This window comes from Frankia sp. AgB32 (genome assembly GCF_023243045.1).
In the GTDB taxonomy this organism is placed as follows: Bacteria; Actinomycetota; Actinomycetes; order Frankiales; family Frankiaceae; genus Frankia.
The window spans coordinates 34,641-47,473 of record NZ_JALKFX010000052.1 but is presented as its reverse complement, the minus strand read 5'-3'; the positions used below and the strand labels follow the sequence as shown (position 1 = coordinate 47,473).

Here is a 12,833-nt window from a genome sequence, read left to right as displayed (position 1 = left end):
CGCCGAACAACATCCACACCCGGCTGACCCGCCAGCAACTCACAGCAAGATCACCAAACCACGTGAATGTTTACGCGCGGGGCTGGGCCGCGAACTGGAACTGGCGGCCGTCCGCAACGCGCTGCGCGTACTGCCGCAGTTGCCGCCCGACGTCATCCTCTCGGTGAACGCGTCGCCTGCCACGGTGACCAGCGAGCTGATCGACCTGGTCGTCAATACAGGAACACCACAGCGCGTGGCAGTCGAGATCACCGAACGCGAAGAGATCTGTGGCGACCACGAGGTGCTGCTCGCCGTTGATGAGCTCCGGGGTCGTGGAACCCACATCGCGGTGGACGACGTCGGAAGTTGTTATTCGGGGCTTGAAGAGCTCCTGAAACTGCGACCGGAAATCATCAAGATCGATTGTCTTATAATCCGGGACATCGAGCTTGATCCTGCACGGCAGATCGTGGCTTCCGGGCTGGCCAAGCTCGCGGCCGAGATCGGCGGACATGTCGTGGCCGAAGGGATCGAGTCGACCGCGGAACTCGATGCGGTCGTGGACACCGGGATCGGCTATGGCCAGGGCTACCTGCTCGGTCGGCCGTCAACCGACATCAACCAGGCATGCCTCGGCAACCGGCGCCCCACCGCCACGCCGACCGACGAGCGGACCCACCGCACCCCCGCCCGGCACGGCCTACGGCTCTGACTCCACCCAATCGGCTGGGCAGGCTGAGAGGCATGTCGCGTGCGATGCTGGCGTGGATTTCGCGGTTGGCAGCTGAGGAGCGTCGATGGAGATCACGCCGCAGGCGGTCGCCTCCCGAAAGAGACCGATCACCTGGAGCAGGAGGAGCACGGCCCGCTTTGCCGCCGCCCAAGGTCTGGAGGAGATCGACCTGCCCCAGGTCCCCCGGGCTACCCGGCCCCCGTGTGGAGTAGTTCGGGGGCCGTCTCGTGGCCGGCAGCGAATCCGGGGTGGTTCTTTCGTGTGAGCGAATGGCAAAACTGGTTTGCGGGAAGCAGTCCGCCCAGGTAAAAGGCTTATCCTGAGCGTTTCTGCAGCTGACCCAGGCCTCGGCGATGTAGCGCATCACGCCGATCTGTAACATGCTGTGACGAGGAGCGAGAGTGCTCGATAGTGGCCTGCGGCGACGCGCTCACGAGTTTCCTTCATCTTCCGGTTCTATTGAGGCGGATTATTCCGAGGGCCAGGTTCCTGAAACTTGCGAGGGTGTCGCTGGTGTTTCCGGTGTAGGTGGGGCTGGCATCCTCACGCCAGGTGGTGTCGCCTGTGTGGTGGATTTCGCTTTCGATCTCCCAGTGGCCGCGGATGCGGGTATGGAGATAGCTGGTGGTGGCGCGGTCAGTGAGGCGCTGGTGAGGATGAGGTCATGTTCGCGGCTGACGCAGACTCCTTTCGGGTCGCACTCGTCGCGGCGGATGACGGCGGCGGTAGTAGAGGCGGGTGGGAAGTCGATGCCGTAGCCTGCCGTGATCAACGTTTGCCAGTTCCTGATCCGTCCGTGGACGCGTTGCCCGACTTCGTGACGGGGTGACTCCTGGAGCAGGGGAAAGATTCACTCAAACGTCTTTCTTGTCAATATCCGCCGGTTTCCTTTTATCGTCATCATGTGGTCGAGGCCTGCCTTCACGATGACGTCGGTGGTGTCGTATTGGGTGTGGATGGTGTCCAGGGTCGCGACTGGGCGGCCGGGCAGGTCCGGGAGCTTCTCGATCGGTTCTTTGATCTGTGTGATCTCGCTGGTGTCATCGGGGACACGGATCTGCGCGCCGACGGTGTCGGTTCCTTGGAGCATCGCGGACAGTGAGCCTGACCTGTGTGTTCCTGCTGGACCGGGGGCGCCGCGTAGGACCTTGCCGGCGATCGCGACGGGTGAGCTGGTCGCCCGGCCTCGGTGTCGTCTGCGCGAACGACCAGGCGCCAAAGGATCCGTCGAGCGCGTCCACGTCGATCGTCTCCAGGAGCAGACGGACTGTCTTGTGGATCTCGCAAAAGTGGTCGAAAGGCGCGCCCAGGCGGGCGAGTAGCGGCTGCGGCAGGTCCGCGATTCTGCCGCCGAGCTCGCGCAGGCATTTCGCGCCCGCCAGCCTCGCGACAGGCGTCACCGCCAGAACGAAAGACAGACGGTAGATTTTTCCCCGCGGGTCGCGAGGGTCGGAAACCGGGCGCAGCATCGTGAGCAGGCCGGAGATGTCTTACCGCTCGGGATTGAACGGATCGGTGAGCATATCGGAGCCAGGCTGGCACGCTGGCGCGCAGCGACCTTCTGTTTTGCCGAAAACGCCGGTCGGCGCTTTCGCTGCCCGCACGAGAGACCACTTCCACCAAAACGCTTATCACAACACGGACGACGGCGTGTCAAGGCCGCCAGAAGACCCGTTCCGGCTATTGTGCGAGACGCCGGCCGAGGGTCTGTCGATATGCGGGCAAACCCTGCTCAGCCCGCAGCGGACGCGCGTCTCTCGGAACGATCCGCCAAGGGTCCGCCCGCGGGAAGCAGCCGCCGGCACGACTACGCCAAGGTCACCGAGGGTAACGGCGGACTATCTCGCCGAAGCCCTGCAGACCTGCTCGGTGCTACCTCGTGCGTCTACCCCAGCACGCGTCCCCTTTCGCCCACCGACGGAACAACGCCAGGCCATTCGTGAAACTATTTGGTGGCGTATAGCAAGGCCAGTCGACTGGTGTATGGAAGGCGACACCTTCTGTGGTCGGCTTGACCCAGAGCGTTGCTGCCATCTACGTTCGCCGTGCATGGACGGAAAGTCGGAAAATCCGTATCGCGCCCACCGCGGGACCTTGGTCCCGACTGGCTGAGTCCGCAACTCGTTGCACTCGAAACAAACAGGCCGGATGGCTTCCATCCGGCCGTCCAGCGGGCGAACCACTGCTTCAACAGTCGGTCTGGGGCTGAACCACATTGTGTCGCGACCGTCCGACCATGTCGAACACAGGAGGTGATCCAATGGCAGAGATGGTTGTGATTCCCGCGGCCGAGCTCCTTCCGGGAGCACTCGACTTCTCGGTCGAGGAGCTTGAGGAGCTGGAGTCGCCGGGATTCTGGAAGGTCGTCGGCTTCGTGGCCGGCGCGGGAGTCACTGGCGGCCTGATCTACGGCGGTGTCTACATCGGCACCGGCGTCGCAATCACCTGACCGGCGTTCTCCGAACACAAGGAACAGGAAAGGATGCGGCGATGGACGTGCTGAAACAACACGAGTCGAACGCCCGGCTCGACGCGATGGCCCTGGACGTCGAAGAACTCGAGGAGCTGGTCGCAGCCGGTTGGTGGAAGGACTTCAGCAGCGGTTTCAAGTCCGGCTCCGCCGCGGCGTTCGGCGCGGGCACGGCCGTGGCGCTGGGAGTCGGCATCGGAGCCGCGATCACCTAGCCGGGCGCTCGCTCGGCTGACACCGCGCCCGGGAGCCGGGTTCGCTGGCAGCTCTGTGATGCGGGTTCTGGTCCCTGCAACTCGAGGTGCAGGGACCAGAACCGCCAGCTGTCTGCCATATCGCCGCTCCACACCAGCGGGCCACTGGGTGAACGTCCTCGAGAACTCCGCTCCAGCTGACGAAAGGCGCTTTTCATGATTGACCTCGAGGCTGATGGCGCGCTCGCCATCAGCGTGCGGGGTGTCAATGTGTCCTTCGGGGAGACGACCGTGCTCGACGATGTCACGTTCGAGGTGGCGCCGGGCACCATCACGGGGCTGGTCGGTCCCAACGGCGCGGGCAAGAGCACGCTGACCCAGGTGATCCTCGGTCTGCGGCGGCCCGATTCCGGTAGCGCGACGGTGTTCGGCCGGAGCCTTCCCGATCATCCCGACCCCATGCGTCTGCTCGGGGTGGTCACCGACGCCGTGAACGCCGACCCAGCGATAACACCGCGCGCGTTTCTGCGCTACCTCTGCGCCTGGGCCGGGCTGCCTTACAAAAGGGTTGACGCCGTGCTCGCGAGCACCGCGGCAGAGGGCTACCGCGACAAGCGCATCGGTTCCCTTTCGACCGGTATGCGGCAGCGGGTTATGCTCGCCTCCGCCCTGCTCGGCGAGCCACGCTGCCTTGTTCTCGATGAGCCACACAACGGCCTTGATCCCGACGGGATGCGCTGGCTCCGCGGATTTATGCGGCAGTTTTCCGAGGCGGGTGGTGCAATACTTGTCGCCAGCCACCTGCTGGCGGAGATAAATCAGTCGGCGGACCACATTGTCATGCTGAACCGGTCCGTTCGCTTCGCCGGACCGCTGGCCGACATCACTTCCACGGAAGCTCTCGAGGACATGTTCCAGTCACTTGTGTCGGAAGGCGCCTTATGACGCCCAAAAGGTTTGCCGCGGCGCTCGGGGCGGAGTTGCATCTGGCCGTCTTCCGGCGAATGAACGCTGGCGTTCTCCTGGTGAATCTTGCGCTTGTCGCCATCGCCGTCTACGGCATGGCAAATGAGGCTCGGGGTGATCTGAAATCGCACGTCATCGGGGCCGACACCGCGCTGCGCGAGTGTGTCGGCCAGGCATTCGTCGTCGCCCTCTTCGCGTCGCTGTGCGGAGCACAGATGGTTACCCGCCAACTTCGTGACCGGGTAAGTTCGCTGCTCTATCTGGCCAGGCCGTCCTGGCCACAGATCCTGAGTGTCAAGGCACTGGCCGCGGCGATTCTCGGCGTGGTGTTCGGTCTGTTTTCGACGGCCCTGGCCATGGCGGTCGCGTATGCCGCGCTGTCTCCTGCGGGGGGCTCGCTGGGCTCGGCGTCCAGCAGGCTGTGGTGGCTGGCGGCCGGCATCGTTCTGCTGGGAGCCTTCGGTGGAGCCTGGGGCGTCCTGCTGGGCGCGCTCATCCGGAAGCACGCGCTGACCCTCGCCGGCCTGGTAGTGTGGAGTGTCGGTCTGGAGGGCGGGCTCATTGCCCTGCTGCCGGCTGTCGGGCGTTGGCTGCCCGGTGGCGCGCAGGCAGCGATAGTCGCTGACCCGGATCTGCCGGATCGGCTTGGTCCGGTGGGCGGCGTGACGCTGCTGGTTGGCTGGCTGGTCGCCGCGGCTGTGCTCGCGGTGTTGTCCCTGCGGCGCCGACCCGCGCTGGCCGCCGGATGAGCACTGTCACTGCCGGCCCGCAGCCACGTCTGGCACCGGGAGTCGACATCCAGGATGGCGGCTCGGGGCGGGGCCAGATCGCGTACGAGCCGCAGTCCGGGCGCTACCTGCGCCTGGCGCCGGCGGCGGCGGCTGTGCTGGCCAACCTCGACGGCACCCGAACCGTCGCCGACGTCTGCGCGTCGTTGGGCCGCCCCGAGGCGCGGGATCAGATCGTCAGCCTGGTGAGCCGATTCATCGATCTCGGGTTGGTGGTCGATCCGGCTGCGATATCGGCCGACGACCTGAAGGCGCGCGGCCGGCGCAGGCAGCGCGCCCAGCCGGCCCGCACTCGCGTCCGCATCGTCCCGCCACTGGTGCTGAAGGTGGACATCGTCGAGCCGCGGGCGACGCTGAAGCCCTTTGTCGTTCTCGCCCGGCTGGCCATCTCCTGGTATGGCGCGCTGATCGGCGCGGCGCTCGTACTGGCGGCCGGTGTGAGCCTCGGAGTGACCTGGCCGCATCTTCGTGATCTTGCGCGCCGGCCGGTCACCATCACCTCGGTGGCCCTGGCCGCTCTGATCATTTTCGCGACGACCGTCGTGCACGAGTTCATGCACGGAGCGGTGTTGCGGCACTTCGGCGGCCAACCCCGCCGGATCGGCTTCATGATCTTCTATGGCGCGCCCGCGTTGTTCTGCGATGTGTCCGACGCATGGCGGCTGGCTGACCGGCGACAGCGCGCCGCGGTGGCGGCGGCCGGCCCGGTGGTGCAGATCGTGATGGGTTCGCTGCTCGCGCTGGTGGCCCCGGCGACCTCTGGCGGCACCCGTGACGCGGTGCTGCTGGCCACCCTGGCCGTGCTGGCGATGGGCGTGGTCAATGCCTGCCCGCTGGTCAAGTTGGACGGTTACATCGCGCTCGCCAGCTACCTTGACCGGTCGCACCTGCGCGACAAGAGCATCACCGCCGCCCTGGACTGGTGGCGCTACCTGCTGGTCGGCGGGCGGCGGAGCGCGGGTAGCCGCAGGATGATCATTTTTGGGACGGCGGCGGCGCTGTTCCCCACGGTGCTGGTCGCCACCACACTGATCAACTACCGAAGCATCCTCGGGATGTTCGGCCTGGTGGGCGCGCTGCTGCGCATCGCGCTGGCCCTGCTGGTCGGACTGCTGATCGTGCGGTCGCTGTCGCGGTGGACGCGCAGCGTGCGGGCAGCGGCGCCGCGACCATGGCGGGTTGCGGTCGCCTGCCTGCTGCTGGCCGCGTTCGGCGTGCTGGCCGGCAGCCAGCGGGTGACCGAAACATTGCCCGCGGTGTTCATGGTGCGCGACGGGCAGATCCTCGTCGTGGCCAATCCCGCCCACGCCGAAGAACTGCTGGCGGGGCGCAGTGTCACCCTGTACCGCGCCGGCGTGCTCGACCACGCGAGACTCGGCCGGGTCGTACTGAGCGGCGAAACGTCGCGGGGCCGGGCCGCGGTGGATCTGGGACTGGTAGTCCGCGCGCCCGTTCATGCCGAGAACTCGGTGCTGTTCGCCAGCACCCATGGCGCCGATCCTGGCGTGCCCCAGGGAACGGCGCTCATCTCCGTCGGCCATCCGACAATCGCTCGCTGGATCGTCCGGAGCTTTCTCGTCGAACCATGGCATGAAGTATTCTGACCATTACCTGAACGACGTTCCTTCGAATGATCGGAGCTTATTGTGGTGGAGCGCGAGGCGACCCGGTTCGTGCCCGGAATCGTCACTGTTTCGCTGGGCCTTGTCGTATGCTTCCTCGCCATCTCCGACTCGAATGATTATCTTGATGGAGCATGGGTGACCGCGGCCGAGATCGCGGGCTTCGTCGTCGGTGGCGGCCTGTTCGTCCTGCTGGGCTACCTCATCGCTCGAGCCCGCAGGTAGTGGCCGCGGCGGGAACGCTCGCAGTGCCCGGCCATCGAATCCCGTCGTCGACACGCGTGGAGTGAAACCGGTGCCAGTTTTCACCGTGATTCTGCCGACACATGATTGCCCGGCCACGCTGACGACGGCCATCGACAGCGTGTTCCGGCAGTCGGAGTCGGACTGGGAGCTGCGAGTGATTGTCGATGGCGATACCGAGGGGCGCGGCGACCAACTTCGGCGGCAGTGGCCGGATCCGCGCGTCGTGGTGTGCGGCACCCCGACGCAGCGCGGTCCGGGCCACGCCCGTCAGGTAGGTTGCGCTGCCGCGGCTGGCTCGCTGCTCGCCTATCTCGATCATGATGACGAGTGGCGTCCCGGCCATCTCGCGGCATTGCGGGACCTGCTCACCGATGGGGCGGACATGGCCGTCACCGGCGCCAGTTACCCGGACGTCGACGCCGGCGTCGTCCGCCACACCGCGGCGCACCAGCTGGCCTGGCACCACGAGTTGCTGCTGCTCAACCCTATCGCTGAGCCGTCCCGGACCGGCCATACCGCGACTGCGTACCGCCGCTACGGGCCCTGGCCGGACCTGCCGGCCGGATTCGAGGACTGGGCGTTGTGGCTGCGAATGTCCGCGGCAGGCGTCCGCACCACGGCCACCGCCAGCCGAACCGTCATCGCCAGGCTCTCCACCGGCTCCCGCCGGCACCAGATCCACGCGCCGTTCGGGCTGCCGATCGCCGAGTTCACCGAGCTCGCACCCGCGGACGCGATGCGCGCGCTGGCCACGCCGGAACTCGCCGAACGGTGCGCAGCTGCGATCGCCGCGGATGCCGCCGAGTGGCTTGCCGACCTGGCGGCCCGCGGTGAGCTTGTGCTCCCCGACGACATGACGCTGGAGGCAGCGCTGTCCGCGGCGGCCTGCGCGCCCCAGGACACCGAGTCGCCGAGTTCGGCGGCCTGGCCGACACCGAGCCCGGCGGAGGAACTCGCGGTGGTGCCCGGGCCGCGGGCATCCCGTCTCGTCGTGCGGACACCGCTACCGGAGTCCCGCTGGCTGTCCGCCGCGACCCGCGTCCTGCGCGCTCGCCGCCACCGCTTTCGTGGCGTGGTCCTCGACGCCCTGACCGACGCCGGCGCCCGACTGCTGTGGAACTGACGCGCCCGGGGTGCCCGCGTCCATCGTAACGAGAAGAAGGAGAAATGGTCGATACAAGCGAGCGCACCACGGTTCACGGTTCCGACGGGACGGGGCAGGAACGGCGCCGGCAGGAGATCGGACGCCTGCAACGCTGGTTTCGTGGGTATCCGTACACACGGCCGCTCTCCGGTCGGGCGGTGGACGTCGTTGCCGAGGCCGGCAGCCCCGTGTCGGATCTGCTGGCCTCCGAACTGGTGGACGGTGAAACCATGGTGTTCGCCGCAGGCTTCACAGAAAGTGGGTCGGGCCCCGCATTGGTCGTCCCGGTCGAGGGCGGCGTGACCGCAGTGCCGGACGAGATTCGGCTGGCCGATGACCTGTACGTCGAGACGTTCGACTACCTGTCCTCCCCTTATCTCGCGGTGGCCGGACCGGCTGCGGTCCGCGTCACTTCGGTCGAGGACTACCAGGCGTTTCTTGAGGACGCCGATCAGGCGTTCACCGCTGGCCGTTTTCCTGGTCATCTTCTGGTCGAGACCCTTCAGCTGGCCGACCTGCCCGCGCTTGCTCCAGCACTCGCCCGGCCTGGCCTGGCCCGGCTGCACCTCTCGGCTGACGGCATGGTGCGCACCGCGGTGGGTGCCCGCCCGACGTATGTCATCGGCCCGGATGGGGCCTGCCGGGTGGACGGAAAGCCGGCGAAGGGTGACGAACCCGGCGTGAGCGAGATGCCGGATCCGGTGGAAGCCCTGACCGGGCTGGTCGGCGCGGAGACGATCGGCGCCGCGACCAGCCGGCGCCCCTGGTTGTCTCGATACGTCCTTGCGCTGGAGGCGCTGCGTCGGCTGGGGCCGGCCGGAGTGGACGCGGCTGTGTCCGGCTTTCACTTCCGGCTCTCGCCAGCATCTTCCGACACCGCGCAGGAGGACCCGGAGCGTCCCGTCCTCATCAGCACGGGCACGGACGTGCTCGCCGTGACGCTGCCCGAGTTCCGCACCTTCCGGATCGGCCGTGACGCGGGAGTCCTGCTGGAGATCATGGACGGGCTCGGGGGCGGCCCGCAGGCGGCCGAGGTCGCTGCCCGGGCCCTGTCGCTGAGCCCGTCGACGGTCGACGAGCTGTACCGCCGCCTGCTCCGGCAGCTCGGCTGCACGCCGCCTGCGCCGCGCCCAGCGGCCGAGGTCCGCCGGGTGCCTACCGTCGCGGGAAGCGCACGATGACTGCACCGCCGATCACCTCGCTCTCGGCGCAGGTAGATCCAAGCGCGGCGTCGCCGTCCGTCGGGGTACGCCAGGGATGGCAGCTCCCGGGGCTCGCCGGGCGGATCTGCCGCGCGCTCGGCCCCGACCTCCTCGTCGAGGATCTCTACTCCGAACACGGAAGCCGGCTTTATCACGAGTTGACCGCTGCTGACACCGCGGAAATCGGCCAGCTTGTACGGCTGCTCGGTGACGTGACCGGTCCGGTGCTGGAGCTCGCCTGTGGCTCCGGCCGGCTCACCCTGCCGCTCGTGGCCGCCGGCCATGACGTCACCGGAGTCGACAGCTCGGCCGAACTGCTACGGATCCTGGCCGGCCGGCTTGCCGAACCCACCGCGGCCCGTCTGCGTGGCACTGTGGCTCTGGTCGAGGCGGACGTTCTGGCGCTGCCGTTGAACCGGCGGTATCAGGCCGTCGTGCTGGGCGCCACCTCGGTGCGGCTGCTCGACGGTGCGCAGCGACGAGAGTTGTTCAGCGCGGTGCACGACCTGCTGCTGCCCGGGGGCCGCTTCGTCGTCTCCACGGCCCGCTCGACCGACGAGGCCGGTGCCGGATCGGCCGACCAGGGCCAGCATGGCCCGGACATTGTCGTCACCACCGCGCTCGCGGACTCGGTCGTCACCCTGATCCAGCATCTCCTCGGCGACGGGCGCCGGCGGATCACCGCCTTCCACGTTCCCACGGGTGCCCCGCCGCGCCTGTTCACCTCGGCCGTTCACCCGGTGCCACCCGACGTCCTGCAGGCCGAGCTGACCGCGGCGGGCCTGCGCGTCACCGCAACGGTGTCGGTGCCGTTGCCCTCGCACCTGGGCTTGGGCGATGACGTCCTGATGGTGGCGGAGGCACCCTCATGACCACCGCCGCGCCGCTTGCGCCGGGACCGGTGTGGGAGCTGATCTGTCCGCCGTCGCAGTGGTACCAGCCGGATCGGCAGGCGGTCGGTGCCCGCGGTACCCGGCTGTGGTTCGCCGACGGGACGTGTCTGCTGGACGCGACGTCCGGGCTGTGGAATGTCAACCTGGGCTATGGCGACAGCCATATCGCCGAGGCCATCGGCGGCGCGCTTCGGGACGCCTCCTACCTGACGATGTTCCGCTACGGCCACAGGTATGCCACTGCGGCCGCCGACGCGCTGCTGGAGTTCGCTGGTCGCGAGCGCTATCAGCAGGTGGCCTTCGCGACCTCCGGCGGCGCGGCGAACGACTTCGTGATGAAGATCGTCCGGCAGCACGCGTTGCTGACCGATTCGGCTGACCGGCGCACCGTCGCCGGGCTGCGCGGTTCCTACCATGGTCTGACCTACGGAGCGCTCGCGCTCACCGGCGAGGACCTGGGTCAGCGTCCCTACGGCGCGAACGTGCGCGACGTTCGGCACGTGGATCCCTTCGATCCGGACGGCTTCGCCGTGTTCGCCGAGCGCCATGGCCGGCGAACCGCGGCGGTCGTGATCGAACCGCTGCTCGGGTCGGGCGCGTTCATGTTGCCCGAACAGTTCGTCACCGCAGTGCTCGCCGCCAGAGCCGAATACGGCTTCCTTGTCGTCTGCGATGAGGTGGCCACCGGATTCGGCCGTACCGGTCGCCGCTTCGCCAGCGATGACTGGCCCGAACCACCTGACCTGCTCGTCGCCTCCAAGGGCATGACAAACGGTACGTGTGCCGCCGCTGCGGTGCTGCTGGGCGAACGCGCTTGGCGCCCGTTCATCGACGCCGACTCGCCCGTTATCCACGGCGAGACGCAGGCCGGGTCGCCGCCGAGCTGCGCGGCCGTGCTGGCCACGATCGAGCGGTTCGCCGCGCTCGACGCGGTGACGTCGGGCGTGCGGGTCGCCGCTCGCCTGGACGCGGGGCTACGGGAGCTGGCGCAGGAGTCGAACGTCGTGACCCGGCTGACCGGTGCTGGCTGCTTCCGCGGGGTGCAGCTGCGTCCGGACAACACGCCGGACGGGATCGTCACACGGACCATCCGCGCCATCCGCCGCCACGGTGTGCTGGTCCACCCAGGTCCGAACTGCATCCAGCTGGTCCCTCCCCTGACCTGCTCCGACGACGACGTCGACACCATCGTTCGTGCGGTACGCGACGGTCTGCGCGCTGTGGACACCGACCCAACGACCACCGACAAGCCGGCCGGATGAGCGTCGCCGACGCTGTTCCCGACACACACATCGGCCCCGGCCCGGGCGTCGTACCCGGTCCCGACAGCGGGGGCACCAGGCACGCCGTCTGGGAGCCGCGTAGCCGGATCGCGCTGGGCGTCGGCAGCGCCCGCAACATGATCGAAACTGCCACCGCGGGTCGCCGGGTTGCGGTTCTCCTCGACGCGGGGCTCCCCGACGCACTGCAGGACTCCGTCGTGTCCGGGTTGCGTGGGAGGCCCGGCCGCCTGCAGGTATGGAGCCTTCGGCCGGACGAGGTTCGGCTGCCGACCCTCGTCGCAACGGCCCATGCCGCCGTCGCGCGTCTCGGCGATGTCGACGCGGTGCTGGCGGTCGGCGGCGGCACGGTCCTGGACGCGGCTGCCCTCGTGCGGGCGCTGCTCGCAGCCGAGGGACCGACGTCCTGCGCCGCGCTCGCCCGAGCGCTCGGTGCCGGCCGATCCGGGCTGGTAGCACTCCCGGCCGGGCTGCGAGGTCCGCGCCTGATCGCGATCCCCACGACGGTCGGAACCGCCGCTGAGGTCAGCGCGGCTGCGGTTGTCATGACCAGCGATGGACGACGGCGCCTGGTCAACGGCGCATACCTCGCAGCGGACGACGTCGCGCTCGATCCCACGATGACCCGTACCCTGCCGTCCCCCCTGCTACGTACCGGCATCGTGGAGTCGATGTTGCGGACAGTGCACAGCTTCATTGCACAGCCTGGCTCTGGCTGGTCTCAGGCGGCCGATGACGAGGCACTGGAGCTGCTGGCGAGTCTCGCCCGCCGCGGACATGCCGCCGCGCAAGGCGATCGGGACGACGGCCTACGGTTCGACACGGCAGTGTTGACCTGCCGGACCGTGCTCGGACCGTGGGCGGCCGGCCGGCTGCCGGCTATGGCCAGGACCTGGTTCTGTGCCAACGAACTCGCCGCCGCGACCCGGGTCAGCAAGATGACGGCGACCGCGGCGCTGACGCCGTCAGTGTGGTCGAGGCTGACGGCGGGCGACAGGCGATTCGGCGAGGCGGACAGGCTGACGATGGCGTGGTCGGTCATCCGCCGGACCATCCCAGGACTACGGGACGTACCGGCCGACGGACTTGACGACCTGACGCGCCGCTGGCGGCTGCCGGGGCTGAGCTGGCCCGCCGACGTGACCGCCGCAAGCGTGGGTGAACGGGCGTTGCGGCACTGGTCGGGCGGACTGCCGATGCTCGCCGACCTGACGCGGGACGATCTTGTCGAGCTCTTCACGGAAGTCCAGGAGCGCTGCGCCGCGGGCTCGGGCTGATCGATCATGTCAGTCGTCCTGGGGCGTAGCCGCGCC

The 12,833-nt window shown here is 68.3% G+C and carries 14 protein-coding genes; 12 read left to right on the top strand and 2 right to left on the bottom strand.

Translation table 11 applies throughout. The features are described from left to right. On the top strand, nucleotides 1-694 hold a 694-nt coding region (locus MXD60_RS17045), incomplete at its 5' end, for an EAL domain-containing protein (RefSeq protein ID WP_248820294.1). A gap of 871 nt (nucleotides 695-1,565) precedes the next feature. Here MXD60_RS17045 and MXD60_RS17040 read toward each other — a convergent pair. Continuing rightward, nucleotides 1,566-1,805 carry a hypothetical protein gene (locus MXD60_RS17040; protein WP_248820293.1) on the bottom strand — a complete coding sequence of 80 codons (240 nt, stop codon included), beginning with the start codon at nucleotides 1,803-1,805 and terminating at the stop codon, nucleotides 1,566-1,568. Then, a complete protein-coding gene (locus tag MXD60_RS17035) occupies nucleotides 1,756-2,184 on the bottom strand; it encodes a transposase family protein (protein WP_248820292.1) in 429 nt (142 codons plus the stop codon). Before MXD60_RS17035 ends, MXD60_RS17040 begins: the two co-directional genes overlap by 50 nt. A 791-nt stretch (nucleotides 2,185-2,975) precedes the next feature. Between MXD60_RS17035 and MXD60_RS17030 the strand changes: the two genes are divergently transcribed. The 11 genes from MXD60_RS17030 (at nucleotide 2,976) to MXD60_RS16980 (ending at nucleotide 12,797) form a co-directional block, all read left to right on the top strand. After that, on the top strand, nucleotides 2,976-3,164 hold the full coding sequence (locus tag MXD60_RS17030; protein ID WP_248820291.1) for a hypothetical protein: 189 nt from the start codon (nucleotides 2,976-2,978) through the stop codon (nucleotides 3,162-3,164). Nucleotides 3,165-3,205: 41 nt separating this feature from the next. Then, nucleotides 3,206-3,400: a hypothetical protein gene (locus tag MXD60_RS17025; protein ID WP_248820290.1), complete on the top strand. Its 195-nt coding sequence runs from the start codon at nucleotides 3,206-3,208 to the stop codon at nucleotides 3,398-3,400. 195 nt (nucleotides 3,401-3,595) lie between these two features. Beyond that, entirely contained in the window at nucleotides 3,596-4,324 is a 729-nt protein-coding gene (locus tag MXD60_RS17020) for an ABC transporter ATP-binding protein (protein WP_248820289.1), read from the top strand. Nucleotides 4,325-4,404: 80 nt separating this feature from the next. Beyond that, nucleotides 4,405-5,094, top strand: a complete 690-nt coding sequence (locus MXD60_RS17015) for a hypothetical protein (protein WP_248820288.1) — start codon at nucleotides 4,405-4,407, stop codon at nucleotides 5,092-5,094. Further along, nucleotides 5,091-6,737, top strand: a complete 1,647-nt coding sequence (locus MXD60_RS17010; protein ID WP_248820287.1) for a PqqD family peptide modification chaperone — start codon at nucleotides 5,091-5,093, stop codon at nucleotides 6,735-6,737. The genes MXD60_RS17015 and MXD60_RS17010 overlap by 4 nt, the downstream gene beginning before the upstream one ends. A gap of 42 nt (nucleotides 6,738-6,779) precedes the next feature. After that, nucleotides 6,780-6,980, top strand: a complete 201-nt coding sequence (locus tag MXD60_RS17005) for a hypothetical protein (protein ID WP_248820286.1) — start codon at nucleotides 6,780-6,782, stop codon at nucleotides 6,978-6,980. Nucleotides 6,981-7,050: 70 nt separating this feature from the next. Next, nucleotides 7,051-8,124, top strand: coding sequence for a glycosyltransferase family 2 protein (locus tag MXD60_RS17000; RefSeq protein ID WP_248820285.1), 1,074 nt, complete (start codon nucleotides 7,051-7,053; stop codon nucleotides 8,122-8,124). A gap of 44 nt (nucleotides 8,125-8,168) precedes the next feature. After that, nucleotides 8,169-9,326, top strand: a complete 1,158-nt coding sequence (mpaB, locus tag MXD60_RS16995) for a daptide biosynthesis RiPP recognition protein (RefSeq protein WP_308222515.1) — start codon at nucleotides 8,169-8,171, stop codon at nucleotides 9,324-9,326. Next, entirely contained in the window at nucleotides 9,323-10,219 is an 897-nt protein-coding gene (mpaM, locus tag MXD60_RS16990) for a daptide-type RiPP biosynthesis methyltransferase (protein ID WP_248820283.1), read from the top strand. The genes mpaB and mpaM overlap by 4 nt, the downstream gene beginning before the upstream one ends. Further along, entirely contained in the window at nucleotides 10,216-11,502 is a 1,287-nt protein-coding gene (gene mpaD, locus MXD60_RS16985) for a daptide-type RiPP biosynthesis aminotransferase (RefSeq protein WP_248820282.1), read from the top strand. Before mpaM ends, mpaD begins: the two co-directional genes overlap by 4 nt. Next, nucleotides 11,499-12,797 (top strand): iron-containing alcohol dehydrogenase, encoded by a 1,299-nt coding sequence (locus MXD60_RS16980; RefSeq protein ID WP_248820281.1) that lies wholly within the window; start codon nucleotides 11,499-11,501, stop codon nucleotides 12,795-12,797. Before mpaD ends, MXD60_RS16980 begins: the two co-directional genes overlap by 4 nt. The last annotated feature ends 36 nt before the right edge of the window (nucleotides 12,798-12,833 follow it).